The organism is Yimella radicis, from assembly GCF_054778255.1.
Genome location: NZ_BAAGZR010000008.1, coordinates 88628 through 114385 on the forward strand (window position 1 = coordinate 88628; position 25758 = coordinate 114385).

19 protein-coding genes and 1 pseudogene are annotated in these 25758 nt (G+C 67.0%); 10 read left to right on the plus strand and 10 right to left on the minus strand.

Annotated features, from left to right (window positions below; genetic code table 11):
- Nucleotides 1-57: 57 nt before the first annotated feature.
- The 3 genes from ACYU8W_RS06450 to ACYU8W_RS06460 are packed head-to-tail and all read left to right on the plus strand — an operon-like array spanning nt 58 to nt 2325.
- Entirely contained in the window at nt 58-720 is a 663-nt protein-coding gene (locus tag ACYU8W_RS06450; protein ID WP_499467616.1) for an MBL fold metallo-hydrolase, read from the plus strand.
- A 58-nt stretch (nt 721-778) separates the two neighbouring features.
- Nucleotides 779-1438, plus strand: coding sequence for a C40 family peptidase (locus ACYU8W_RS06455; protein WP_499467618.1), 660 nt, complete (start codon nt 779-781; stop codon nt 1436-1438).
- Nucleotides 1435-2325, plus strand: a complete 891-nt coding sequence (locus ACYU8W_RS06460; RefSeq protein WP_499467620.1) for an EamA family transporter — start codon at nt 1435-1437, stop codon at nt 2323-2325. The genes ACYU8W_RS06455 and ACYU8W_RS06460 overlap by 4 nt, the downstream gene beginning before the upstream one ends.
- Here the strand turns inward: ACYU8W_RS06460 and ACYU8W_RS06465 are convergent, their stop codons facing one another.
- Both ACYU8W_RS06465 and uvrB read right to left on the minus strand, forming a co-directional pair.
- Nucleotides 2326-2670 carry a DUF3817 domain-containing protein gene (locus ACYU8W_RS06465; protein ID WP_129625095.1) on the minus strand — a complete coding sequence of 115 codons (345 nt, stop codon included), beginning with the start codon at nt 2668-2670 and terminating at the stop codon, nt 2326-2328.
- A 230-nt stretch (nt 2671-2900) separates the two neighbouring features.
- Nucleotides 2901-5006 (minus strand): excinuclease ABC subunit UvrB, encoded by a 2106-nt coding sequence (gene uvrB, locus ACYU8W_RS06470; RefSeq protein WP_129625089.1) that lies wholly within the window; start codon nt 5004-5006, stop codon nt 2901-2903.
- Between the two features lie 220 nt (nt 5007-5226).
- On the opposite strand from uvrB, the gene ACYU8W_RS06475 reads away from it, so the two are divergent.
- Complete coding sequence (locus tag ACYU8W_RS06475) at nt 5227-6540, plus strand: cation:proton antiporter (RefSeq protein ID WP_499467623.1); 1314 nt, start codon at nt 5227-5229, stop codon at nt 6538-6540.
- Here the strand turns inward: ACYU8W_RS06475 and coaE are convergent.
- Nucleotides 6537-7754, minus strand: a complete 1218-nt coding sequence (coaE, locus tag ACYU8W_RS06480; protein ID WP_499467625.1) for a dephospho-CoA kinase — start codon at nt 7752-7754, stop codon at nt 6537-6539. The two genes, ACYU8W_RS06475 and coaE, sit on opposite strands and share 4 nt — an antisense overlap.
- 42 nt (nt 7755-7796) lie before the next feature.
- Here coaE and ACYU8W_RS06485 point away from each other — a divergent pair, with 42 nt between their 5' ends.
- Nucleotides 7797-8558 (plus strand): SDR family NAD(P)-dependent oxidoreductase, encoded by a 762-nt coding sequence (locus tag ACYU8W_RS06485; RefSeq protein WP_499467627.1) that lies wholly within the window; start codon nt 7797-7799, stop codon nt 8556-8558.
- A 174-nt stretch (nt 8559-8732) separates the two neighbouring features.
- Here ACYU8W_RS06485 and rpsA read toward each other — a convergent pair whose 3' ends face one another.
- Entirely contained in the window at nt 8733-10187 is a 1455-nt protein-coding gene (gene rpsA, locus ACYU8W_RS06490) for a 30S ribosomal protein S1 (RefSeq protein ID WP_129625085.1), read from the minus strand.
- A 164-nt stretch (nt 10188-10351) separates the two neighbouring features.
- On the opposite strand from rpsA, the gene ACYU8W_RS06495 reads away from it, so the two are divergent.
- Nucleotides 10352-11212, plus strand: coding sequence for a class I SAM-dependent methyltransferase (locus ACYU8W_RS06495; protein WP_499467629.1), 861 nt, complete (start codon nt 10352-10354; stop codon nt 11210-11212).
- Between the two features lie 88 nt (nt 11213-11300).
- Here ACYU8W_RS06495 and pgfA read toward each other — a convergent pair whose 3' ends face one another.
- Nucleotides 11301-12266 (minus strand): cell envelope lipid trafficking protein PgfA, encoded by a 966-nt coding sequence (gene pgfA, locus ACYU8W_RS06500; RefSeq protein ID WP_499467631.1) that lies wholly within the window; start codon nt 12264-12266, stop codon nt 11301-11303.
- A 129-nt stretch (nt 12267-12395) separates the two neighbouring features.
- Here pgfA and ACYU8W_RS06505 point away from each other — a divergent pair.
- Nucleotides 12396-13445 (plus strand): annotated as a pseudogene (locus tag ACYU8W_RS06505) (acyltransferase family protein); the annotation flags it as partial.
- 40 nt (nt 13446-13485) lie between these two features.
- Here the strand turns inward: ACYU8W_RS06505 and ACYU8W_RS06510 are convergent.
- Together ACYU8W_RS06510 and ACYU8W_RS06515 are read right to left on the minus strand one after the other, a co-directional pair.
- Nucleotides 13486-17040, minus strand: a complete 3555-nt coding sequence (locus ACYU8W_RS06510; protein ID WP_499467634.1) for an alpha-(1->3)-arabinofuranosyltransferase domain-containing protein — start codon at nt 17038-17040, stop codon at nt 13486-13488.
- Nucleotides 17037-17747 carry a class I SAM-dependent methyltransferase gene (locus ACYU8W_RS06515; RefSeq protein WP_499467635.1) on the minus strand — a complete coding sequence of 237 codons (711 nt, stop codon included), beginning with the start codon at nt 17745-17747 and terminating at the stop codon, nt 17037-17039. The genes ACYU8W_RS06510 and ACYU8W_RS06515 overlap by 4 nt, the downstream gene beginning before the upstream one ends.
- Before the next feature lie 180 nt (nt 17748-17927).
- Between ACYU8W_RS06515 and ACYU8W_RS06520 the strand changes: the two genes are divergently transcribed.
- A complete protein-coding gene (locus tag ACYU8W_RS06520) occupies nt 17928-19115 on the plus strand; it encodes a glycosyltransferase family 4 protein (RefSeq protein WP_499467636.1) in 1188 nt (395 codons plus the stop codon).
- Here the strand turns inward: ACYU8W_RS06520 and ACYU8W_RS06525 are convergent.
- Both ACYU8W_RS06525 and ACYU8W_RS06530 read right to left on the minus strand, forming a co-directional pair.
- Nucleotides 19093-19248 carry a hypothetical protein gene (locus ACYU8W_RS06525; protein WP_499467637.1) on the minus strand — a complete coding sequence of 52 codons (156 nt, stop codon included), beginning with the start codon at nt 19246-19248 and terminating at the stop codon, nt 19093-19095. The two genes, ACYU8W_RS06520 and ACYU8W_RS06525, sit on opposite strands and share 23 nt — an antisense overlap.
- Nucleotides 19249-19322: 74 nt before the next feature.
- Entirely contained in the window at nt 19323-21071 is a 1749-nt protein-coding gene (locus ACYU8W_RS06530) for an MmpA family trehalose lipid delivery protein (protein ID WP_499467639.1), read from the minus strand.
- A 189-nt stretch (nt 21072-21260) separates the two neighbouring features.
- Between ACYU8W_RS06530 and ACYU8W_RS06535 the strand changes: the two genes are divergently transcribed.
- On the plus strand, nt 21261-22490 hold the full coding sequence (locus ACYU8W_RS06535) for an MATE family efflux transporter (protein ID WP_499467641.1): 1230 nt from the start codon (nt 21261-21263) through the stop codon (nt 22488-22490).
- Nucleotides 22491-22550: 60 nt separating this feature from the next.
- Here ACYU8W_RS06535 and polA read toward each other — a convergent pair whose 3' ends face one another.
- A complete protein-coding gene (gene polA / locus ACYU8W_RS06540; protein ID WP_499467643.1) occupies nt 22551-25220 on the minus strand; it encodes a DNA polymerase I in 2670 nt (889 codons plus the stop codon).
- A gap of 19 nt (nt 25221-25239) precedes the next feature.
- Between polA and ACYU8W_RS06545 the strand changes: the two genes are divergently transcribed.
- Nucleotides 25240-25698, plus strand: a complete 459-nt coding sequence (locus tag ACYU8W_RS06545; RefSeq protein WP_499467644.1) for a PaaI family thioesterase — start codon at nt 25240-25242, stop codon at nt 25696-25698.
- Nucleotides 25699-25758 lie beyond the last annotated feature (60 nt).

The following is a 25758-nucleotide window of genomic DNA, read 5'->3' on the forward strand; positions in this document are numbered from 1 at the left end:
TGTGATCGCGAGCGGCCCGGGGCAGTGCCGTTCGATCGACAGCAAGCGAAGGAAACGATGACCCGTTACGACGGCAAGGTGCAGCCGGGCGGCAACGTCCAGATCCGAGATGTCGGCAATGCTCGCATCCACAAACGCAACGTCGGATCGATGGGCAACAACGCCTATGTGATCGAGTCGAAAGCGACGGGCGACGCCCTGCTCATCGACGCCGCAGCCGACTGGCCCAAACTGCAGCAGATGGTGTCAGGGGTCAACGTCGTCGGTATTGCGACCACCCACCGTCACCAGGACCACACCGGGGCCTTGGCCGACGCCGTCGACGCACTCGATGTCCCGACCTACGCCGGCGCCGACGATGCGGATGCGATCGAACAACCCACGACGACCCGTCTGTCGGACGGCGACACGATCGAGGTCGGCGACCTGAGGATCGACTGCGCCCACCTGCGTGGGCACACCCCTGGGTCGATCGCCTTCTCGTTCACCGATGCCGACGGGCACAGCCACCTCTTCTCCGGCGACACGCTGTTCCCGGGCGGGGTCGGGGCGACGAATCACTATGACTACCAGTCATTCCCGCAGTTGATCGGCGACGTCGAGGAGCGTTTGTTCGGACGCTTCGACGACGAGACGTGGGTCTACCCCGGTCACGGTGACGACACCACGATCGGCACCGAGCGTCCGTCCCTGGACGAGTGGAGGAACCGTGGTTGGTGAGGCATGGGTGGCCGTCCCGGTCGCCGGGCTGTGGCGTTCGCCGGAGGCACCCAGAGCTGTGGATTCCCCTGCGCTGCAGGACGATCCGGACCACACCGGCTGGCTCGCCGCGATGGATCAGCACCCGGTCGACCATCACGACAGTCGCGTCGGGCTGTTGGACCGACTCGACTCCGAAGTGCTGCACGGTGAACCGGTCGAGGTTCGCGAGGAACTCGACGGGTGGGTGCGGGTGACCTGTCCGCTCCAACCGGCAGGCAAGTCGCTGCAGCCTTACGAGGGCTGGGTACGGCGCGCGCACCTGAGCCGCGACGCCCCGCAGCAGCCGCAAACGGCGTCCCCTGACCGTCTCGATGCGAAGGAGTTCGTCGCCGAGGCGCGTAAGTACCTCGGCCTGGGCTACCTCTGGGGTGGCCTGTCCCCCGCCGGCCTCGACTGCTCGGGTCTGGTGCATTTCAGCGCGCGCAGCTTCGGCGTTGTCGTGCCCCGTGACGCCGGCGACCAGCAACTCGCGGCCGAACCGGTGGAACTGGATCAGGTGCGCGAGGGTGACCTCTACTTCTTCGCCCACCCCGGCAAGCACGTCCACCACGTCGGCATCGTGATCCGGCCCGGCTTCATGTTGCACGCCCCCGAGTCGGGTGCCCGCGTCGTCGAGGAGGACCTCGGCGAGGATCGCTTGCGGACCCTCGTCGGAGCCGGACGCATCACCCGTTGAGCCGAACGTCCATCGGCTCGTCCGTCGATCGGGTGCCCCCGGTCGTCCTGGTCCTCTCCGCGGTCGTGTCGGTGCAGTTCGGCGGCGCGCTCGCCGCGACGCTCGTCCCGCAGGTGGGAGCACCGGGCACGGTTGCGCTTCGCATGGTGATCTCGGCACTGGTGCTGTGGCCTGTTGTGCGCCCACGCTTGCGCGGACGCACGGCATCGGATTGGCGCATCGTCGGCGTGTACGCGGCCGCACTCGCGTTGATGAACCTCAGTTTCTACGAGTCGCTGGCCCGGTTGCCGATCGGTGTGGCGGTGACGATCGAGTTCGTCGGACCGCTCGTGCTGGCGGCGGTGCTGTCCCGCAAGGGCCGCGATCTGATCGCCGTCCTGGCCGCCGCGATCGGAGTCGTCCTGATCTCGGGAGCCTTGTGGACGCCGTGGTCGGAACTCGACCTCGTCGGCATCGTGTTCGCGTTGCTCGCCGGCGCTATGTGGGCGCTGTACATCCTGGCAGGCGTACGCACGGCCGTGCGCTTCGCACAGTTGGACGGACTGGCCATCGCGCTGGCGCTCGGGAGCGTCGTGCTGCTGCCCCTCGGCTTCGCCACGGCCGGCACGACGTTGTTGGAGCCGGCAATCCTGCTCAAGGGTCTGGGCATCGCGATGCTCTCGTCACTGATCGCGTACAGCCTCGAGCTCCTGGCTCTCGCCCGGATGTCGGCCGGGGTTTTCGGAGTGTTGCTGAGCCTCGAACCCGCCGTCGCTGCGCTCGCCGGTCTGGTGGTGTTGTCGCAGACGCTCAGCCCGATCCAACTCCTCGGGATGTCGCTCGTCGTGCTCGCGAGCGTGACGGTGATGAGTCGCCGTCGCTCCGCCGAGCCTCAGGACGGCGGCTGATCAGACCCGAGGGGTGTCGGCTGCGGCGCCGCCCAGCAGGCCGTGACGCTCGGCGTGTTTCTCGAACCAGAGCGTCATCAGCGGCGGTACGGCGCTGACCAGGCCGAGGAGCAGGTGCTTGGGCGTCCACTTGTGCACCATCGCCACCCACAGGCAGCTGATCACGTAGAGCACGAACATCCCACCGTGGATCGGTCCCATGATCTGCACGCCCTTCTCGGTGGTCTCGAGGATCCACTTGAAGAACATCCCGGTCAGTAGACCGATCCAGGACAGTGCTTCGAGGACGGCTGCGACCTTGAAGAGTTTGGCGGAGGGGTGCGTGGTGGTGAGGTTCTCGGACACGGTCTCACCCTATGAAATCGTCCCACCCGCGCGGTCCATGGGGTAGCCGGCGTAGCTCCCCCACCAGCTGACGACCTCAGCAGAAACCCGACCTAACTCCTTTGTCGATTCCGTCTGCGCCTCGCAGATGCATCTCACCGAGTTTTCCGCTCAGGTTGGTGGCCGCCGGTGAGTTGGTGGTCATCGACGGACTTCCACCACCACCGCCGGCCACCAAGTCATCATCGACTTCAGCTGGTCGCCGCCGTCATCTGACGCAGTTCTTTCTTGAGGTCGGACAGTTCGTCTCGCAGCCGTGCGGCCAGCTCGAAGTGCAGGTCGGAGGCTGCCTGGTGCATCTGCTCGGTCAGTTCCTGGATCAATTGCGCCAACTCCGCCGCCGGCATGTTCGCCGCCTTGCCTGCACCGGCGACCTCGGCGTCGGCGGCCGCAGCACCGCGACCACCGCGGCCCTTGCCCCGCGACTGAGTACGACCGCTGCCGAGTAGGGCATCGGTGTCGGCGTCCTCTCGCTGCAGCATGTCGGTGATGTCGGCGATCTTCTTCCGCAACGGAGTCGGGTCGATTCCGTGTTCCTTGTTGTAGGCGACCTGCTTGTCGCGCCGTCGCTGGGTCTCGTCGATGGCGTCCTGCATCGACGGAGTGATCTTGTCGGCGTACATGTGCACCTGGCCCGACACGTTGCGAGCCGCGCGACCGATCGTCTGGATCAGTGAGCGTGTCGACCGCAGGAAGCCCTCCTTGTCGGCGTCCAGGATGCTGACCAGCGAAACCTCCGGGAGGTCGAGGCCCTCACGGAGCAGGTTGATACCCACCAGCACGTCGAACTCACCCAGTCGTAGCTCGCGCAGCAACTCCACGCGCCGCAGCGTGTCGACCTCGGAGTGCAGGTACCGCACCCGGACGTCCTTCTCCAACAGGTAGTCGGTGAGGTCCTCGGCCATCTTCTTGGTCAACGTCGTCACCAGCACGCGTTCGTTCTTTGCCGTGCGCTCACGAATCTCGTGCAGCAGGTCGTCGATCTGGCCCTTGGTCGGCTTGAGGATGATCTGCGGGTCGACCAATCCGGTCGGTCGGATCACCTGCTCGACGTAACCGTCGGACTTCGCCATCTCGTAGTCGCCCGGCGTCGCCGACAGGTAGACGGTCTGTCCGATGCGCTCCAGAAACTCCTCCCACTTCAGCGGACGGTTGTCCATCGCGCTGGGCAACCGGAAGCCGTGGTCGACCAGCATCCGCTTGCGCGACATGTCGCCCTCGAACATCGCACCGATCTGCGGCACCGTCTGGTGCGACTCGTCGATGACCAGCAGGAAGTCCTCGGGAAAGTAGTCGAGCAAGGTGTTCGGCGCGGTGCCCGGCGCACGGCCGTCGATGTGCCGGGAGTAGTTCTCGATCCCGGAGCACGAACCGACCTGCCGCATCATCTCGATGTCGTAGGTGGTGCGCATCCGAAGTCGTTGCGCCTCGAGCAGTTTGCCCTGCTTCTCGAACTGCGCCAGGCGTTGTTCGAGTTCGCTCTCAATCGTGCCGATCGCGCGCTCCATCCGCTGCGGTCCGGCGACGTAGTGCGAAGCCGGGAAGACGTACATCTCGTCCTCTTCGCGCATCACCTCGCCGGTGAGCGGATGCAGCGTGTACAGCCGCTCGATCTCGTCGCCGAAGAACTCGATGCGCACCGCGAGCTCCTCGTAGACCGGGATGATCTCGACGGTGTCCCCACGCACCCGGAACGTGCCACGGCTGAACGCGAGGTCGTTGCGGGTGTACTGCATCTGCACGAACCGTCGCAGCAGGTCGTCACGGTCGAGTTGCTGACCCACCTTGAGCCGGGCCATGCGATCGACGTATTCCTGTGGAGTGCCCAGACCGTAGATGCAGGAGACGGACGCGACCACGACGACGTCGCGACGCGTCAGCAGCGAGTTGGTAGCGCTGTGTCGCAACCGCTCGACCTCGTCGTTGATCGAGGAGTCCTTCTCGATGTAGGTATCGGTCTGCGGGATGTAGGCCTCAGGTTGGTAGTAGTCGTAGTACGACACGAAGTACTCGACTGCGTTGTGCGGCAACAGTTCTCGGAATTCGTTGGCCAACTGCGCGGCGAGCGTCTTGTTCGGTGCCATCACCAACGTCGGCCGTTGCACCTGCTCGATCAACCAGGCGGTGGTGGCCGACTTACCGGTGCCCGTCGCACCCAGCAGGACGACGTCCTGCTCCCCAGCGTTGATCCGCTTGGTGAGGTCTGCGATCGCGGTCGGCTGGTCGCCGCTCGGGGAGAACTCGGAGACGACTTCGAACGGGGCGACTCTGCGTTGCAGATCGGTGGTCGGGCGCATGGAACAACCGTACGACGCGGCACCGACAAGCAGGATGACAACGTCCTGAGCACCGACCTCACCATCCACCTGATGGCCCACCGAGCGTCGCCCGGATGACGGCAGAAGAGCTCGCACCGCCCCCCACCCCAAGGCGTACACCGGTTTGCTCGCTGCGTTCGAACGGACGCAGGAGGCATACCTGACAGACTGATCCGATGACCGATCAGCTGCGTCCCGCATGAGTGCGTCCACCTACATCGCAGCTGCATATCTGATCATCGGAATCGCCCTCTTCGTCGGTCTGCTGCTGCCCCGCATCACGGCCAACCGGGCGATCTCCAGCCCGATCGTGTTGCTCACGATCGGGCTGGCCGCCGGGATGCTCCCGCTGCCGGACGGCGTGAGTCTGGACCCGATGAAGCACCCGGCGCTGACCGAACAGATCACCACGATCACGATCGTCATCGCACTCACCGGCGTGGGCCTGGCCCTCGACCGCCCGTTGCAGCGCAGTCGTGAGACGTGGAAGAGGTGGAACAGCACCTGGCGGTTGATCTTCATCGCCATGCCACTGGCGATCGCGGTCACGGCCGTCCTGGGCTGGTGGCTCGCCGGTCTCGTGCCGGGCGCCGCGCTCGTGCTCGCCGCCGCACTTGCACCCACCGACCCGGTGTTGGCTTCGGACGTTCAGGTCGAAGGTCCGACGGTCGACGTCGACGACGAGGAACGTCTGGACGAGGACGACGAGATGCGCTTCGCGCTTACGTCGGAGGCCGGCCTGAACGACGGTGCCGCCTTCCCGTTCGTCGTCGCCGGACTCTCCCTGCTCGGGGCGGGGTCGGTCTGGTCATGGGCGCCGTCCTGGATCGCGTGGGAACTGGTGGGGCGAACGCTCATCGGAGTGTTCGTGGGATGGGTCGTCGGCACGCTGCTCGGCAAGTTGGCCTTTCGGGCACCGCGAAGCGTCCGATTCGCCGACATCGGTGATCCGCTGCTGATCGTCGCCGCCCCACTGATCGCGTACGGCCTGGGCGAACTGGTGCACGGCTGGGCCTTTCTTTCGGTCTTCGTGTGCGCGCTGTGCATGCGCGCGAGCGATCGAACGCACGAGTACCACCAACACATGCACGGCGTAATCGACCGGCTGGAACACCTGTTCACCTTGCTCGTGCTGCTGATGCTGGGGGCCGCACTGACTGACGGGATGTTGGCGCACCTGACCTGGGCCGGGGCGCTCGTCGGGGTGCTGCTCATCTTCGTCATCCGGCCGGTGACCGCCTGGGTAGCGCTGTGGACTCCGCACAAGGTCGATCGAGCGGGCGACGGAGTGCTCGGGCCGCGCGAACGATTGGCCACTTCCTTCCTCGGCGTGCGAGGCATCGGCACGCTTTACTACCTCGCCTACGCGTCCTCGCACGCCAAGGTCGACAACGGGGCCGAACTCTGGTCGATCGCCGGCTTCACGGTGGCTCTGTCGGTGATCGTGCACGGCATGGCGGCCACGCCGATCGTGCAGTGGCTCGACCGCACGCGGCGCGCCAAGGCGGCTTAGCCGGGCATCCTCCATCCGGACGTCTGCGCCCACGCCCGCGCCTTCGGCAGTGCTTCGGCGAACCACGGCTCCTTGGCCTGGACGTAGTCCTGCTTGGTCTCCTGCGTGCCGCCTGGGTGTTCAGCGGCCACGGCTCGCTTCATCTCGGCGTACGCGTCCCGCTCCTCGTCGTTCGCGCGGAGCCAGTCACGGAACTGCAAGGCCGCCGTCGCAGCAGGACCGCCGTTGGTCCTGATGTGGACGTGCACGACCTGCGCCGGGTCGGCGCCGTTGGCGTAGAACTTGCGCCACTGCTCGGGATCCGGCGCCCACGGTTGGGGCGCATCGTGGTTCGAACGCACCTCGACGACGCCTGCTCCCCATAGTGCTCCAACGAACGAATCGCTCTGTGCCACAGCAAGATCGGGCACCTGGATCTGAAGATCGATGACGTCCTTCGCGGCCAGCCCGGGCACCGACGTCGACCCGATGTGATCGACCTGCACCTCGCTCATCCCTGCTGCCGAAAGTTGGTGCGCGAGGCGGGCGCACCAGCGGCGCCCCTGCTCGGCCCATTCGGGATCCGGTTCGCGAATGGTGACGCTGTCCGGACGCCGCACGCCGCGTACGGCGGTGAGGTTGTCTGCGTAGGGCCGAATCCGGTTCTCCCACAGCGAATTCACGGACGTGTGCAGCTCCTCGGGGGAACCGGAGTTGTCGAGCAACACGTCCGCCGCCGCGCGACGCTGCGCATCGGTGGCCTGCGCGTCGACCCGGGCTTGCGCGTCCTCGCGATTCATCCCACGCTGCTCCACCAGCCGGTCCAGTCGGACCTCCTCGGGCACGTCGACGATCACCATCAGGTGATAGCCGTCCGTCTGACCGAGTTCGACCAACAGCGGCATATCGTGCACGACCACCGCATCCGCCGGCGCTCGGGCGAACAGCTCGGCGGTCCGTTCCGCGATGAGCGGGTGCGTGATGGCCTCCAGGGCTCGACGCCGTTCGCTGTCGGCGAACACGATCGCGCCGAGCGCAGGACGGTCGAGTACTCCGTCCGCGGTGATGACTTCGTCCCCGAACTCTTCACGGATCAGGCCCAGCCCCGGTGTCCCCGGCTCGACCACCTCGCGAGCGATCGCGTCGGCGTCGACGATCACGGCACCATGTTCCGCGAGCAGTTTCGACACCGTCGATTTACCCGATCCGATCCCGCCGGTCAGCCCGATTCGCATGGGCCGAGGTTATCGACGCTGTTCAGGTTCTAGGTTGGTGGCATGACTTCTGGCTCGTCTCGACGCATCGTCATCACCGGTGGAGGCACCGGCATCGGCAAGGCCATCGCGCAGCGCTTCCTGCAGGAGGATCCCGACCTCGTGCTCGTCGGACGCCGCGCAGAACCTCTGGACGCGGCCGCAGCCGAACTGCGATCTGCCGCACCCAGAGCGCGCATCGCGACCCGCACCTGCGATCTGACTGTTCCCGAACAGGTCGAGCAGCTCGCGCACGAACTGAAGACCGGAGCACCGATCGGCGTGCTGGTCGCGAACGCCGGCGGCAACTACGGGCTCGGCGCGAAGACCCTCACCGAGACCGCACAGGCGTGGCGGGCCGACTTCGACGGCAACGTCCTTTCCGCCGTCCTGATCACCCAAGCGCTCCTCGACCACATGCCGCGTCCAGGGGGACGGATCATCGCGATGAGTTCCATTGCCGCACTTCGAGGTTCGGGTGCGTATGGCGCTGCCAAGGCCGCTGTCAACGCCTGGGTGCTGAGCCTGGCAGCGCAGGTCGCAGCCGACGGAATCACCGTGAACTCGGTCGCGCCCGGGTTCGTTCCCGGAACGCCGTTCTGGGCCGGACGCATCGCCCGCGATCCCGACATCGTGCAGAACCGCACCGCCCCGATCCCGATGAAGCGCCCGGGAACTCCCGAGGAGGTGGCCGAGGCTGTCGCCTACCTGGCCTCCCCCAACTCCGGGTGGACCACGGGACAGATCCTCCAGGTCAACGGCGGCACCCTCTTCGGCCGCGGCTGACCCCGAAAGTCCGCAGGACGCGCGGGTCAGCGCCGCCATCGTGCTGACACTCTCCATCGACTGTCCGCGAAGCTCGCGGGTCAGCTCGACAAGGTTGCGGACTTCCGGGGAAGGCGAAGGCCCGCCCACCGAAACGGTGAGCGGGCCTTCGTGGCTTCCAGCTGTTGATCAGCCTCAGTTGCCGGTGAGCTTCTCGCGCAGAGCAGCAAGTGCTTCGTCCGAAGCAAGCGTGCCCTCGGCCGGAACCTCGGCCTGCTCGCCACCGGAGGAGTACGAGGTCGGCGCGGTCTGCGCGGTGGCGACAGCCTCCGCGTCGGCCTTGCGTGCAGCCTCGATCTGAGCCTGGTGAGCCTCGTAGCGAGCGTGGGCGTCGGCGTACTGCGCCTCCCAGGTCTCGCGCTGGCTCTCGTAGCCCTCGAGCCACTCGTTGGTCTCCGGGTCGAAGCCCTCGGGGTACTTGTAGTTGCCCTGGTCGTCGTACTCGGCGGCCATGCCGTACAGCGTCGGGTCGAAGTCGTTCGCACCGGCGGCGTCGTCGTTGGCCTGCTTGAGCGACAGCGAGATGCGGCGGCGCTCCAGGTCGACGTCGATGACCTTGACGAACAACTCGGTGCCGACGGTGACGACCTGCTCCGGCAGCTCCACGTGGCGCTCGGCCAGCTCGGAGATGTGGACCAGACCCTCGATGCCGTCCTCGACGCGCACGAACGCACCGAAGGGAACGAGCTTGGTGACCTTACCCGGGACGACCTGACCGATCGCGTGGGTGCGGGCGAAGTGCTGCCACGGGTCTTCCTGGGTCGCCTTCAGCGACAGCGAGACGCGCTCGCGGTCCATGTCGACGTCGAGCACCTCGACGGTGACTTCCTGACCGACCTCGACAACCTCGGACGGGTGGTCGATGTGCTTCCAGGACAGTTCCGAGACGTGCACCAGACCGTCGACGCCACCGAGGTCGACGAACGCACCGAAGTTGACGATCGAGGACACGACGCCCGAGCGGACCTGGCCCTTCTGCAGCTCCTTGAGGAACGTGGTGCGGACCTCGGACTGGGTCTGCTCCAGCCAGGCGCGGCGCGACAGAACGACATTGTTGCGGTTCTTGTCGAGCTCGATGATCTTGGCCTCGACCTCCTTGCCGACGTACGGCTGCAGGTCGCGGACACGACGCATCTCGACCAGCGAGGCGGGCAGGAAGCCGCGCAGGCCGATATCGAGGATGAGGCCACCCTTGACGACCTCGATGACGGTACCGGTGACGACGCCGTCCTCTTCCTTGATCTTCTCGATCGTGCCCCAGGCGCGCTCGTACTGCGCACGCTTCTTGGACAGGATCAGACGGCCTTCCTTGTCCTCCTTCTGGAGAACGAGAGCCTCGACCTCATCGCCCACGGAAACGACCTCGGTCGGGTCGACGTCGTGCTTGATGGAGAGTTCGCGCGAGGGAATGACGCCCTCGGTCTTGTAACCGATGTCGAGGAGAACCTCGTCACGGTCGACCTTGACGATGACACCTTCGACGATGTCGCCGTCATTGAAGTGCTTGATCGTCGCGTCGATCGCGGCGAGCAGCTCCTCCTCGGATCCGATGTCGTTGATCGCGATCTGGGAGGTAGTGGCGGTAGTCATGTAGTAGGAAACCTTTGGTGGACGGTTGAGTTGGACAATGATTGGATCCCTGGCAGCTCACCGAGGCGAGCGAACAGGTCGAGCACGCACAAGAAAATGCACCTCCACCCTACCGGCTGTGCAAGAAGTGGGCAAAACCACAGATGTCGACTCCGAAAGGACCCATGAGCAGCAACGACCCGACCGATGACCGGACCAACACAGACGACACCGCGACGTCCGAGGCGGCGGGCCGCGACGGCACCCGGACGGTCGATGACCGGGAGAGCGCCCGCGCCCAACGTGCCTGGTGGGACGGCGAAGCGGACGACTACTACCGCGAGCACGGGGCCTTCCTGCGCGACGAACACCTCGTCTGGGGACCGGAGGGCTGGACCGAGGAGGAACTTCGGATCATCGGTCCCGTGGACGGGCTCGACGTCCTGGAGTTCGGGGCCGGCGCCGCGCAGGGCGGGCGGTGGATGCACGACCAGGGCGCCCGCGTCGTGGCCTCTGACATCTCCCTGGGCATGCTCGAGGTCGGCCGCCGGATCGACGAACGTCAGGAGCGCGCACTCCCCCTCGTCCAGGCCGATGCGGCTCGGCTTCCCTTCGCGGACGCGTCATTCGACCTGGCGTTCTCCGCCTACGGCGCGGTGCCGTTCATCAGCGACACCGCCGCGCTCATGGTCGAACTGGCGCGCGTGCTGCGGCCCGGCGGCCGACTGGTGTTCTCCACCACGCACCCGACCCGCTGGGCCTTCCCCGACGTCCCGGACGAGGCCGGCCTGGTCGCGCAGTACGACTACTTCGACACCGCGCCGTACGTCGAGCGTGCCGGCGACCTGGTGACCTATGTCGAACACCACCGCACCTTGGGCGGACGGATACGTGAACTGGTCACCGCCGGCCTCCAGGTGCAGGACGTGGTCGAACCCACCTGGCCGGAACGCAACGATCAGAACTGGGGTGGATGGAGCCCCACCCGTGGACGCGTCATCCCGGGCACCGCGATCTACGTCGCGAAGAAGGCCGGCTCATCGTGAACCCGCCGAGGGGCCGGGCTGTACCCCGGCCCCTCGGCGGAGGGAGAGTGCGCGATCGGACGGAGTCGACGTCACTGTCGACGACCGATCACCCCCAGTGGCGCGCGTCCCTGCGACCGCTGATGATGGCCATGAGCGCCCCCACCACGAGCAGAATGACTCCGAGCGGCATCAGCGCCCACGGGGCCACACTGAGCGCGTTGAGCTGAGCGCCCTTGTTGCTGTAATCATCGACGTTCTTCTTGACCGTCTTGTCGTCCATCACCGACACGGTGTCCATCGCCACGACCGGGTCGTGGTCGGGGATGGTCAGCTTCTGCACTTGGTGCTGCTGCATTTTCATGAAGACACCCGTGACCGGATCGGCCCAGACGGTGATGTCGTTGCTGTAGGAGCGCTCGGCGTCCTGAGCCGGGCTGGTTTTGGGCAGACCGAACAACGACCCCGGGGTCTTCTGCTTCTTGAAGACCGTCTCGGGGATGCTGACCTGGTACTTGTAGGTCTCCATGCCCTTGATCTTCTCGGTGCCCTTGTACTCCAGGTCGACCGGCTTGGCGAGCGTCGTGTCGAAGTACGGATAGGACTTCTTCTCCAGGCCGAACGGCAGCTTGATCGTGTAGCTGCCCTGGTAATCGACCGACTCGCCGTTGAGCTCGGTGCCCTCCCACTTCAGCGTCTTACCGGTCTTGCGATCGATGGCGTACTTCTGCACCGTGGCCGAGATCGGTGGGTTCTTGCTCTTGTCGCCCTCCTGCTTCTCGGCGTTCTCGACGCTGTCGGTGTATTGCCACTGGTTGATGATCAGGACATCGTCGCCGACCTTCTTGCCCGCCTTCGCGTCCGCGACGACGGTCGCTGTGGTGCGGATCGGGGCGTCCTTCTTGAAACTCAGCGACGCGACATCGAGGAAGTTCGCCTTCGGATCCAGCAATGTCTGCGAGGTGTTCTGGTCCTTGGGGATGACGGCGAGTCGCGGGTAGGCGTAGAACTTCAAAAGCAGTGCAAGAGTAAGGAAAAAGGCTCCGAACCCAATGACGATCGCGGATTTCCGCACGGTGGCCTCCCAGTGGTGAGCAAGGTTTACCGGAGAGTAGCAGGAAGTGCGATCTACGTCACAAGCTGTAATAATCTCGGTCTGCGGTCTCGTCCTGAGGCGCGCGACGTGGAAGGGCTGGGCGATAGCGTGGGTCGATATCCACTCCTGGACGGACTACGCGCCGCCGCCGCTTTGTTGGTACTCGTCTCGCACGTCGGCTTCTGGACCGGTGCCGCCGCCACGGATTTCTCCGGTGGGCTGATCGCACGAGGCGACAGCGGGGTGGCCATCTTCTTCGCGATCTCCAGTTTTCTGCTCCTGCGGCCGTGGATCCGTGCCGGGGCGGGCGACCGGCCGGCCCCGGTTCTCGGAGGCTACGCGATCGTGCGCATCGCGCGCATCCTGCCGGCCTATCTCCTTGCGCTGGCTGCGGTCCTCGCCGTCGCGGCCGCTTTCCCGGCGCAGACCGGCGGACTCGGGGGCCTCGGAAAAGTCCTGTCGCACCTTGTGCTGGCCCAGGGGTATGCCGACCACGTGTACCAGGGCTTCAGCCAGAGCTGGAGCTTGACCACCGAACTCACGTTCTACGTGATGGTGCCATTCCTCGGGCTGGCGCTCGGCCGTCGGCTGAATCAGGGGCTGCGGCCCGCGCTCGGCACCGTCGGCGTCGTCGCAGCCAGTGGCATCGTGGTCCAAGGGATGTGCGCGGCCTTGCTGCTCGACGGCACGTCGTGGGCCGGTGTGCTCGCACTCTCGGCGGTAGGGCATGCGGCCTGGTTCGCGGTGGGTGCAGCTGTCTGCCTGCTGAGCCTTCCCGCCCGACACACCCGGCACGATCTGGGCAGCGACCTACCCCGCTGGCTGACCAGTACGACCCGCGCGGCGAGCGAACGGCCGCTCACCTTCCTCGGTCTGGCTCTCCTAGTCTATCTGTTCGCTTCGAGCCCTCTGCTCGGTCCCCGCGACCTCTCCGGACTCACCGCCGGCCAAGCGGCGCTCAAGGAGTTCTGTTATGCGCTGCTGGCCGGTCTACTCCTGTTGGCCGCCGTGCGCCCCGCCCCCGGGACGCGGCCGTTGCCGGAGCTGAGCGACCCAGCCGTCGACAACAGCCTGCGCACCGCGGGTGACCTCACCTACGGCATCTTCCTGTGGCACGTCCTGGCGCTTCAGGTGGTCTTTCTCGTAGCGGACAAGGACATGTTCACCCACGGCTTCTGGTTGACGCTGCTGGCCGTCGTCAGTCTGTCAACGGTGCTGGCTCGGTTGTCCGTAACTTGCGTGGAGCGGCCGATCCTGCGTTGGGCTCATCGCCTTCGCCGAGCCGACGAGCAAGCAGCGCAAGTACCAGCGCCCCGCACAGCTGCCCGATGACATTGGCCGGCTCGGGTTGACCGGCGGCGGCCACCGCTGCCATGACGACCCCGCCGCCCGCCAGCGACGTCGCAACCGCCTGCGGCCACCAACGTCGGGGCACCGAGCAGGCCACAACGACCACCACGACGCCGGGGAGTCCGCAACTGATGGTGGCGACCGCGCAGGCCGAGCCAGCACCGACGAACCTGCGTAGCCGACGGCGACCGGCCGGGCGGTGCGCGTGACGCGCACTTCGGACCGGGTCCATCTCCACTCGCGTCCAGCGCAGGCTCATCAGCCAGAGCAGCGCCAGCAGACCCACGAGCACCGCACCGGTCACGAGCGCCCAGCGGTTGGCCGATCGGGGGGCGAACTCGACCCGTACCGTTTCCTGCCCGCCCTCGGGCAACAGGAAGCCCTGCTTCCAGCCCTCTACCTCGACCGGTCGCAGCCGCATTCCGGACGCTGTCGTGGCGACCCAGCCCGCGTTGTACCCGCGCGGCAGACTCAGCACACTCGCGCCACCGGCCCCCACGACCCACTGGTCGTCTGCCCGAGCGGTCAGGGCCCGTGTCGGCCGTTTGCTCGAGGGCGCGGTGTCGGCCGATCGGTCAGGGGCCAGGGTGACGACCGACGCGCGTACGCCCTTGCCCGGACGTACGGTCAGATCGGCCTGCCCGGCCGCCACCCGCACCGTCTTCGTACACGGTGTGGCCCGCTGCAGCTGGGCGGCACCACTGGGTTCGATCTTAGACGCGGTGAGCGAGAGCGGCACCTTCTGCCCGTTCAGTTCCAAGGTTCCGGCCCCACCGCATCCCAGCGTCTGCGCGGGCGGGAGCCCGTCGGCCCGCACCCACACCTCGGGCCGCACCCGGCCGGCGGTGGTGAAGGTCAACTGTCGACGAAGCACCGGCGCGTCGTCCCCACTGTCGGGATTGCTGATTGGTCCTGCCTCGTCGCGACTGAGCAGCACCGATTGTGTCCGCGGGTCGATGGGCTGCGGGAGGTGCAGCGTCGACCCGAGGTCGACGCCCGCGACATCCAGCTCGGCGATCCCCATGATCGGCGCCGGCACCCACAACGGCGCCGTGATGGTGATGGTCAATCGGTCGGTGGTGACGGCAGGCAGCCGCAGCCGAGCCGGTTGCCCGAGGGTCGTGCGGACGGTGCGCGTGACCCCGCCGGCGTCGACCCGCACCCGCACCGGCGTGGTGAAGTATGCGCCCTGCGTCGGCCGGACGGTGACAGACGTCAGCCGCTGCGGCCGCGCGAGGCTCAACTCGAGGCGGCCGACCGAGCCGTGATCGCCGGTCAGCCACGACGTGGTGGGGTCGCCGTCGATCGCCGCCGCCGGTCCGTAACCAGGGCCTAAGTAGACCCGGCTGAGCGGATCGCCGGCGGAGGAGGAGGCGGTGAGTTGTTTCAGACCGATCCAACGACGGTACGGTTGATCACTCGCCGTCCCGGCCGGTGGTAGATCCTTCTGACCGACCTTCAGCGGTCTCTTGTCGTCGGCGGTCAGTGTCGAGGACAGCGCGAACTGCGTGGGCACGCCGGCGTTGTAGGTGCGCCAGCGAAGTGTGTCGGTCACGACATCGGGGCGTGTGCGCGGCTCGATGCGCATCGTCTGGTCAGGCTTCAGCAAGCCCGTGTCGGCCAGCCGGAAGATGTCCTCGGGTGCGCCGGCGACGGTGACAGTCGACCCCACGGGCCACACCTGCGCACTGGGCGCCGGGAGCATGACCGACCACAGTGTCAGCGCATCCTGCCCGGTGCCGAACACGCGCTCGAACCGGATATTCGCAGACCGGGCAAGCGTTCGCTCCACCGCCTGCCAAGGCACCGCCTGTTGCGCAGGATGCAAGTTACGCCGCACCACGATGCGCTGCACTCCCAGCCGGGCCAGTCCGTCGGCGAGATGGGGCTGCGCAGCGCCGTCGGCCCCCATGCGGTCGATCCGATCCATCACCCGGGTCGCGCCGGGGGGGCCGAGCGGAGCTGCGGCCCGGTACAGCACGGGAGAGGTTGCGAGAGCCGACAACGGCTCATCGGTCAGCGAGCCCCAGGTGTACTGGGCCGCTCTGGCATTCGGCAACAGCAGTGTGCTGCCGTGGCGGTCCGCTGCCAGGCGATCGGTCTCTCGGGCGACCTGTTGCCATGGCGTCGGTACCGCCTGGTAGGCAGCCGGGCTCCCCAGGGTGCCGTTCCACAGGGGTGTGAACGAGACGAACAGGACCCCGGTGACCCCGGTGACCAGCAGTCCCCGGTACAGCCGTGGATACGGTAATCGGGCCAGCCCGCTCGTCACGACAGCCAAGCCGAGGGCAAGCGGCAGCCGGATGAGCGGATCGGCCTTGTGCACATTGCGCAAGGGCGCGAGAACGCCGTCCAGCAGACTCTGGACCTGTCCGGCGACTGGGCTGCCTGCGTCACCGGAGCGGCCGAGGACCATGAAGAGCACACCCGACAGGATGCTGAGGAGCGCAAACCGGGCCAGATGACCGCGCAGACGGATGACACCCATCGCGCCGAGCGCGGCGACTGACGCCGTGGCGACGATGCCCACGGTCGATCTCGCGAGCACCCATCCCCCGGCCCACACCGGGCTGTGGGTGCTGTCGGTCAGAAAGGCCACCCATTGCGAGGTGCCGCGCAGGCTGTTGAAAGTGGTGGTGACCGACGTCGTGGCCCTCGCGGTCTCAATGAAGTCGAGGAACGGGTAGGCGTACCGACCCAGGACCAGCAACGGGCCGATCCACCAGGCGGACCCCAGCACCGTTCCCGCGACCCACCACGGCAGGGTGCGCCACGGACGCCGCCCGGTCACCAGGTACAGCGCCGGTACGCACAGGGCGAAGAGGGACACCGTCGCGTTCACTCCGCCGAGTGTTGCGGCCAACAGGCCCGTGGCCGCCGCCGCACGCATCTGCTCACGCCATCGCCCGACCTGCTCCTCCTGCCGGATCGCCACCAAGAGCAACCACGGGGCGACCGCGGCCGGCCAGACCTGTACCGAGATGTGCGGTAGGACGGTCATCACGCGGGCGGACAGTGCGAAGGCCAGCCCGGCGATCGAGGCCGCCATTGGTCCACCGAGGTCGAGTCTGCGGACGACCCGTTCGACACCGAAATACGCGGTCAGCAGGAGCACCGTCCACCACAGTCGTTGGACCGCCCACGCGGGCATCCCGAGGCTGTCACCGATGCCGAACAGCGGCCCGATCGGGAACAGGTAGCCGTACGCCTGGTTCTGCAACTCCCCCACGCCGGTGTGCGCATTCCACGCCTCGATCGAACGGCCCAGATATCGCCAGGGCGATATCGTCAGGTCGCTCTTGGTGTCGGGCTGCGTGAGTCCGGGCTGGACCAACCACGCGACCAGTGCCAGGCAGGCCGGGACGACGGCCCGGTCGATCCAGCGGCCCGGGCCCAGCCTCACCGTCGACGCAGGATCAGCAGCAGGTTCCACGTCACGAACTCCCGTACGCCGGGCACCCGCAGAATGACACGTGCGGGGTCAGGCAGGTAGCGGGGCCGCGCGGCCAGCACGTCCACGTCGGCGCACTGGTTGGCCCAGTTCAGACCCTGGGCCACGCTGACCCGGAACAGCGTCTCGTCCACCCGGTTCTTCGGGGGGTGACCGTGCCGTCGCTCGTAGCGACGGGCGGCGCGCTCACCGCCGGTCCAGTGCCAGGGAGACGTCTCGTGCCCACCCCAGGGCGACAGCCAGTTGGTGTAGGACAGGAAAATGACCCCACCCGGTCTGGTCACGCGCACCATCTCATCGGCGACCCGTTCGGGGTCGACCACGTGTTCCAGCACATTACTGCTGAACACCACGTCCAGACTGCCGTCGGCGAACGGGAGTGCAGCACCGTCGGCAACCACCCCGCCTCGGCGCACGGACGGCACCGACGCGTCGTAGTCGATCGGGACATACCGTGCTCCGGCGGCGATGAAGGCGTCGGCGAACTGGGAGGGGCCGGCGCCCACGTCGAGCACGGAACACCCACTCAACTCAGTCCATTCGCGCAGCAGTGCGACTGAGTCATCGGCGAGTTCACCATAGAAACGGTCCGGGTCGGTCTGCTCGGCCCGGAACGCCTGAAACAGGCGTATCGAACGACCCAGGCCTCTTTCGGACATGCGTGCAACCATAGTCTCGCTAGTTCCCTCTCTGATCCGGCCCGGGCGCGCCGCGGAACGCCCGATGCTACTGGGTAGTAGCAAAAAGAGGTAGGGTGAACCTCCGGCCCACCTCCCGTCGGCGTCGACTGCAGCATCGACGATTCCGCCGCCGACTTCCCGACCGACAGGATGCACTCGTTGCGAATTCTCTACCTGTCCTGGCGAGATGCCGAGCACCCCGAGGCAGGCGGCTCGGAAGCGTTCGTGGAACGCACCAGCGAACACCTCTGCGCGCTCGGTGACGAGGTCACCATCTTCGCCAGCCGCGCCAAGGGTCTGTCCGCGCAGGCACGGCATGGTGCGGTGTACGTGCGGCGACGCGGCGGCCACTTCTCGTGCTACCCGGCCGGGTTGGCTTATGTCGTGCGCCACAGGCACGACTTCGACGTGATCATCGACGTGCAGAACGGATTGCCGTTCTGGAGTCCGTTGGTCACCCGGCTGCCCGTGGTCAACCTGCTGCACCATCTGCACCGGGCCCAGTGGGAGACCGTGTTCGGCCGTTACTGGGGACGACTGGGTTGGCTGCTGGAATCACGGGTCGCTCCCCTGGTCTACCGACGCTCGCGGTATGTGACCGTCTCCGACTCGACCCGCCGCGAACTCGCCGGCCTCGGCGTGCATCCCTCGCGGGTGACGGTGGTGCACAACGGCAACGACAAGCCGACACACATGGAACGTTACGAAGCCATCCACCCGAGCCCGACGCCGCGGCTGATCGTGCTGTGCCGACTGGTGCCGCACAAGCAGGTGGAGTACGCGATCGATGTTCTTGCCCGGTTGCGCGACGAGTATCCCGACCTGGCACTGGATATCGTTGGTGCCGGCTACTGGCAGCAGCGGCTGGTGGCCCACGCCCGCGACCGTGGTGTGACGGACGCCGTCGTCTTCCATGGTTTCGTCGACGAGGAGAGCAAGCATCGTCTGCTGGCCCACAGTTGGGTGATGTTGCTGCCTTCCGCGAAGGAAGGCTGGGGCCTGACGATCGTCGAGGCGGGTTTGCACGCGGTGCCTGCCGTCGCCTTCCGCTCCGCTGGCGGACCGACGGACTCGATTCGGCAATGGCGCACCGGCGTGCTCGCCGACGATCTGGACGACATGGTCGAAGCGACCAGGACGCTCCTGTCCGACGGGTGCCGGCGCGCGGCAATGGGCGAGGCAGCCAAACGGTGGGCCGGATCGTTCGACTGGGAGCGTTCAGCAGTCCGCCTGCGTCAGGTGCTGTTGGCTGCACACACCGGCAACGCACAGCACGTCCCCGCCGATGTCGGCGAGGACGTGTTGTGGAACGACGAGGAGAAGACTACTGGTTCTGGCCGTAGTTGATCTTCTCGCTGTACTTCTGCGGCTGCGAGGCCGTTGACTGCTCCACAAGGCCGAAGATGGCCACTGCGGCCAGCATCACTCCGGCGATCGCACCGCCGACGTTGAACACGAGCTTCTTGCTCTGATCTGCCATGTATCCGCTCCGCCTTGAGGGGTCTTGGTCGCCGAGAGAAGAACTCTCGTTATCCAATCCAGAATAGCAAAGTCTCAGCGGCGACCGGTTGTCTTCGTCACATGCAAGGCGATCCAGCCCAGCACTGCAGCGCCTGCCAGGGCCCAACCCGCCCACGGAGGGGCACCCGTGCGCGGATCCGCAGAGGTGGTCGGTGCATCGGGCAGGCGGTACAGCGCGAGACCGTCGACCCGCTGCACCAAGGTCGCACCCATCGCAGGGAAGACGCTCTCCCTCGCGCCGGGCTGGTCGAGCTCGACCAGCACATAGCTCGCACCCGCCTCCTGCAGGGCTGCGCGCAACACGGCGCCGTCGGCCACGGATCTGCCGCCCTGCAGTTGGTCGACGGCAGTACTGACGCGTGCCAGGTACGGGTCCTCGCCGTGTACCAGACGTCCGGAGACGCGTAGGTCGTCGCTGACCAGCACGCGACGCGGTAACAACCGGGGCCAGGGGTCGAGCACGATCGCGCCGGGATTCCACCCGTAGGACCGGTGGGAGTTCCACGGCATCGTGGCCACCGCGCCGGCGGGGAGACGATCGATCGTGCGACGCATGGTGTCGACCGAGGCGGGGTAGTCGACCGCCTTCCAGCGAGCACCATGACCCCACGCCAGATCGGACAAAGTCGCGACGGGCCACAGGACCGCGCTCGCCACGGTGAGCCAGGCGAGGACGCGATGGACCCCGAGCCGAGCAGCGCTCGCGCTGACGGATTGCGCCAGGTATCCCGCGCCGATCGCCAACAGCATGGCCAGCGGGGCCAGCAGCTTCTGCGTATCGCGCAGCAGCCCCCCACCGGGCAACTCGGTGACCAACCACACCATTGCCGGGCGGGACCAGGGGAAGGCCCCCAACAGCGTCAGGGCCAGACCGACAACGGCGACTATGAGTGTGCCGATCAACGCCGGGTCTGCACCGAGCCGTACCCGGTACAACACACTCAGCAGGCAGACGATCGCGAGGATCAAGGCCACCCCGGACGGCAGCCACAGGGCACGCGTGGCGAACCAGACCTCGCTGTTCCAGATACCCCCGGCCGTGAGCACCGAACCCAGCACCCCGAACGGGGTGTCGGCACCGGCGGCGAACGCTCGCACTCCCTCCGGGTCAGCGGGCAGCGTCCTGGCCAGGAAGAACGACGGATACCACCACGTCGCGTTGACGGCGACCACCAGGGCCAGCACGGCGACGAGCGACCTGCGCGGTAGCCGTTGCCGTCGGGGCATGGGCACCATCAGGACGCACATGGCAAGCAGCGTGGCGATCAACGCTCCGGTCGACCCGGTGGCCGCCGCGGCGATCAGCCACCACCCCAAACGGGTGAGCGCGCCAGGCTCGCCGCGTCGCGCCTGGTCGGCGGCCCGGGCCACCCAGGGAAGCAACGCATACCCCAGCAGGTAGGGCCAGTGCCCCATCGCCAGACGTTGTGCCATGAACGGCGACCAGGTCGCGGCAACGCTCGCTGCTGCGACACCCACGGGACTTCTCATCCAGCCCGCCACGCCGGCACCCAGCAGGACGAAGCCGGCCACCAGCAAGATCTTCTGGACGACCCATCCCGGAGCCAGCAGGGACAACGCCGCCACAACCGCGTCGGACGGCACCGCGCGCGGAACGGACCCGTCCACGCCGGCCACGTGTGCGTCGAAAGGCAGTCGCGGCACGAAGACCATGTCGACGCGGAGCAGATAACCGCGACCGAGAGCAGGCCCGAGCACGACCAGGGCGACGAGCAGGGCGCACACGGCGCCGATGCACCGGAGGCGGGCTGTCTGACTCACGGAAGGGGTTTCGCTGTTCGCGTCGATTCGCCCACGACTGTGAGCCAGTCAACTATAACCGGCGGGTACGTTGGTCAACCGAACGTTTGGGCGATCCACCGAGCGTGTCCCCCGACAAAGGTGTCCAGTGCGACTTCGACAGCGAGATCCACAGTGAGCAACGATGCTCGGACTGCTCGCGCTCGACCATTGAGCACCCGTCGTGCGACATTGCGCAACAGTTCCATCCTGGGCGTCGCGATGGCGCTGTCGAACGTCTTCTCCTACCTGCTGGTCGTCATCTTGTCCCGATCACTGGGCCCGGAGCAGTTCGGCGGATACACCGCCTTGGCCAGCATCCTGGTTCTGATGGCTGTGCCGATGAGCGCCTTCCAGGTGGTCGTCGCCCGTCAGCCGGCCCACCACGCGCCTGGCTCACCCTCCACCACGGCAACAGCCCTGGCTGCGCTCACCGGCACGGTGATGGCGCTGCTGGTCACCCTCACGGCGCCGGTGACTGCCGACCTGCTGCACCTGGACGGTGTGGCACCGCTGATCCTCGTGGGTCTGACCGCGGTCCCGATGATGCTGGCGGGTTGCTATCAGGGGGCGCTGCTGAGCATCAACCGCGTGCGCACGGTCGCCGGAGTGTTCGCGCTCGCCGGCGTGGCCCGGCTGGCCGCCGCTGTCATCGCGGGCGTGTTCGACCAGCAACTCACCGGCATCTTCGCTCTCACCTTCGTGGCATGGTCCCTGCCGGCGCTCGTCGCTTGGCTCGCGTGTCGGGACCGCTTGCGTGGCTGGTCGCACACAGGCTGGCACCTGCTGCCCGTCGCGCTGCGTTCCAACGGCACTCTTGCCGCGTTCTTCGCGTTGACCAGCATCGATGTCATCCTGGCGCGTCACTTCCTGACCCAGCACGAAACGGGAGGTCTTGCCCTTGCCGCCAACTTCGGTCGCGCAATGTGCTGGATGTCGCAGTTCCTCGCCGTGCTGATCGTGCCGCGGATGAGTCGGCGTGGCTCGACGCGAGCACTGTTCATGGCGACCGGTGCGGTGCTGGCCATCGGTGCGGCAGGAATTGCCGTGGTGTCGATCTCGCCGGGCTTCTGGATCGCCACTGCCGGCGGCACGGAGTATCGCGCCTACGGGTCGCTGACCCTGGCCTACACCTGCCTCGGGGTGCTGTGGGCACTGGCGCAGGTGTGGGTGTTCGCCGACGTCGCGGCCGACGGCCACGTGCTCGGTGCCCTGACCTGGGCCGTGGTCGTCGCCGAATGTGTGGCGGTCGTCTACGTCTGGCACGACAGCGCAGCCCAGATTGTCGCCGTCTGCATGGTCGGCGCGTTGGTGATCGTGGCCTTCGCCGTCGGCTACTTCATCCGCAACCTGCGTCGGCGAGCCACCAGTAGGCGCGCTCGGCAGGCCTCCCCGGCCTGATCCAGGTCAGCGAAGGGGTGTCCTCCCCCGGAGACCATCACGCATCGGAGGTGGGCCCGACTAGTGCGCTGCGGCATGCCAGGAGTGGCCGACCCCGATGCTCACGTCGAGCGGCACGTCCATCTCGATCGCTGCGCCCATCTCACGACGGACGAGATCCTCGACCTGGTCGCGCTCGCCCGGCGCGATCTCCAGCACCAGTTCGTCGTGCACCTGCAGCAGCATCCGTGACTTCAGGTCGGTGTCATCGAGCGCGCGTTTCACACCGAGCATCGCCATCTTCACCACATCGGCGGCCGAACCCTGGATCGGTGCATTGAGCGCCATCCGCTCGGCCATCTCGCGGCGCTGACGGTTGTCGGACGTGAGGTCGGGCAGGTACCGGCGCCGGCCGAGCATCGTCTCGGTGTAACCGACCACCCGGGCGTCGTCGACGACCGAGCGCAGGTAGTCGCGCACGCCACCGAACCGCTTGAAGTACTCGTCCATGAGGTCCTTCGCCTCACCGGTGCTGATCGTGAGCTGCTTGGACAGGCCGAATGCGGACAAGCCGTACGCCAACCCGTAACTCATCGCCTTGACCTTCGACCTCATCTCGAGGGTGACATCGGAAGGCTCCACGCCGAAGACGCGTGCCCCGACGAATCGGTGCAGGTCCTCGCCGGTGCGGAAGGCTTCGATAAGCCCCTCGTCGCCGGACAGGTGAGCCATGATGCGCATCTCGATCTGGCTGTAGTCGGCCGACATCAATGACTCGTAACCCTCGCCCACCACGAACACCTCGCGCACCCGGCGGCCGGCCTCGGTGCGGATCGGAATGTTCTGCAGGTTCGGGTCGACCGAGGACAGCCGGCCGGTCGCGGCGACGGTCTGCAGGTAGGTGGTGTGGATGCGTCCGTCGTCGGCGGCGGACTTCATCAGACCCTCGACGGTCACCCGCAGGCGTGACCAGTCGCGGTGCCGCAGCAGTGCTTCCAGGAACGGGTGCTCGGTCTTGGTGTACAGGTCGGTGAGTGCGTCGGCGTCGGTGGTGTAGCCGGTCTTGGTCTTCTTGGTCTTCGGCATGCCCAACTGGTCGAACAACACGACCTGCAACTGCTTGGGCGAGCCGAGATTGATCTGCTCGCCGCCGATCGCGTCGTACGCGTCCTGCTGCGCCTGCCGCACACCGTCGGCGTACTCCGATTCCAGCGACTGCATCGCGTCGGCGTCGACCGCAATACCGGTGCGCTCCATCGAGGCCAACACACCGGTCAGCGGAAGCTCCACCTCGCGCAGCAACTGCGCTCCACCGGTGTTGTCGAGTTCGGTCTCCAATGCCTGGGCGAGTTCGGCAACGGCGGCGGCCCGCACCATGGCTTCGTGCGCCTCGGTGTCGGTGCCGCCGAAGTCGAGCATCCCCTGCGCGGCGGGTTCGGCGTCGGCCCGCAGTTCGCGCTTGAGGTAGCGCAGGACGAGGTCGGCGAGGTCGTACGAACGCTGGTCAGGACGCACCAGGTAAGCCGACAGCGCCGTGTCGTTCACGATGCCCTCGACCGGCAACCCACTGGCCACGAGTGCCTGCGCCTGCGGCTTGGCGTCGTGCATCACCTTCGGTCGAGCAGCGTCCGAAAGCCATTCCCGCACAGCGACCTCGCCTCGCGGCTCAAGCGTCGCGAGCTCGAGGTAGGCCGCCTTGTGGTCGGCGCTGATGGCGATCGCTTCGGCCTCGCCCGCGCCGCGCGCCCAGCGCCCGATGACCTCGACGCCGGCGGTCACCCCGCTGCTGAGGTGCTCCCCGATCCATTCGGCCACCTCACCCGGCGGGAGCACCTGGCCCTCGACATCGACTCCGTCCTCGGCCTCCTCCTGCACAGCTTCGAGCGTGGCGAACAAGCGGTCCCGCAGCACTTTGAACTCCAGGCCGTCGAAGACGGTGTGCACCTCCTGGCGGTCCCACACCTGGCGCTCGAGACCGTCCGGATCGGTGGGCAGCACGACATCGCGCAGCAACTGGTTGAGCCGGCGGTTACGCAGCACCCCGTCGAGGTGGGCCCGGAACGACTCGCCGGCCTTGCCCTTGATCTCGCCCGCATTGGCAACGACGCCGGCGAGGTCGCCGTACAGGCCGATCCATTTGGCCGCCGTCTTCGGACCGACACCCGGGACACCGGGCAGGTTGTCGGACGACTCCCCCACCAGCGCGGCGAGGTCGCTGTAGCGCTCGGGCAGAACTCCGTACTTCTCCTGCACCGCGGCCGGTGTCATGCGAGCAAGTTCCGAGACACCGCGCACCGGGTAGAGCAGGGTGACTTTGTCGTTGACCAACTGCAACGCGTCCCGGTCGCCGGAACAGATCAGCACCTCGTCGAAACCGGCGTCGACCGCCTGGGTCGTGAGGGTGGCGATGATGTCGTCGGCCTCGTAGCCCTCGGACTCGATGTAGGTGATCCGCAGTGCGTCGAGCACCTCACGCAGCAGGGAGACCTGACCCTTGAACTCGTCCGGGGTGGCCGAACGTCCGGCCTTGTACTCGGCGTACTCCTCCACCCGGAAGGTCTTGCGCGAGACGTCGAAGGCCACGCCGACGTGCGTCGGTTCCTCGTCACGCAGGACGTTGATGAGCATCGAGGTGAAGCCGTAGACAGCATTCGTGTGCTGCCCCGTCGTGGTCGAGAAGTTCTCGGCTGGGAGGGCGAAGAAGGCGCGATACGCCAAGGAATGTCCGTCCAACAACAACAATCTCTTCACGCATGGCAGCCTAAGCCCCATGACCGACAACCACGCCGCCCCCACCACCTCCTCGATGTCCGACCCGGAGATGGTCGAACTGTTCAACGCGATGAACGCCGGCACGCTCGTCGAACGGATGGGGATCGAGTTCCTCGAAGCCTCCCCGCAGCGGGTCGTGGCCCGGATGCCGGTGGAGGGAAACACCCAGCCTTACGGCCTGCTGCACGGCGGCGCGAGCGTCGTCCTGGCCGAGACGGTCGGATCGGTGGGCTCGGCCCTGCACGCCGGCGAAGGACGCGCCGCGGTTGGGCTGGACATCAACGCGACCCATCACCGCGGCGTCCGCAGCGGATTCGTCACCGCTACGGCGACGGCGATCTCGCTCGGCCGCACGGTGGCGTCCTACGACGTCGCGATCACAGACGACGAGGGCCGCCGGGTCTGCACCAGCCGCATCACGTGCATGCTGCGTGACGCGCCGACCAAGGCACAGTGACGCCCTAACAGGGCGAAAGTCCGCAGAACTCGTGGGTCAAGCGGGTTTTGCGGACTTTTG

What these genes read in the sequence shown, in the direction of transcription:
- ACYU8W_RS06495 (WP_499467629.1), top strand. Translation starts at nt 10,352, where the DNA reads ATGAGCAGCAACGACCCGACCGATGACCGGACCAACACAGACGACACC.
- ACYU8W_RS06485 (WP_499467627.1), top strand. Translation starts at nt 7,797, where the DNA reads ATGACTTCTGGCTCGTCTCGACGCATCGTCATCACCGGTGGAGGCACC.
- ACYU8W_RS06545 (WP_499467644.1), top strand. Translation starts at nt 25,240, where the DNA reads ATGACCGACAACCACGCCGCCCCCACCACCTCCTCGATGTCCGACCCG.
- uvrB (WP_129625089.1), bottom strand. Translation starts at nt 5,006, where the DNA reads ATGCGCCCGACCACCGATCTGCAACGCAGAGTCGCCCCGTTCGAAGTC.
- coaE (WP_499467625.1), bottom strand. Translation starts at nt 7,754, where the DNA reads ATGCGAATCGGGCTGACCGGCGGGATCGGATCGGGTAAATCGACGGTG.
- ACYU8W_RS06475 (WP_499467623.1), top strand. Translation starts at nt 5,227, where the DNA reads ATGAGTGCGTCCACCTACATCGCAGCTGCATATCTGATCATCGGAATC.
- ACYU8W_RS06450 (WP_499467616.1), top strand. Translation starts at nt 58, where the DNA reads ATGACCCGTTACGACGGCAAGGTGCAGCCGGGCGGCAACGTCCAGATC.
- rpsA (WP_129625085.1), bottom strand. Translation starts at nt 10,187, where the DNA reads ATGACTACCGCCACTACCTCCCAGATCGCGATCAACGACATCGGATCC.
- ACYU8W_RS06515 (WP_499467635.1), bottom strand. Translation starts at nt 17,747, where the DNA reads ATGTCCGAAAGAGGCCTGGGTCGTTCGATACGCCTGTTTCAGGCGTTC.
- ACYU8W_RS06525 (WP_499467637.1), bottom strand. Translation starts at nt 19,248, where the DNA reads ATGGCAGATCAGAGCAAGAAGCTCGTGTTCAACGTCGGCGGTGCGATC.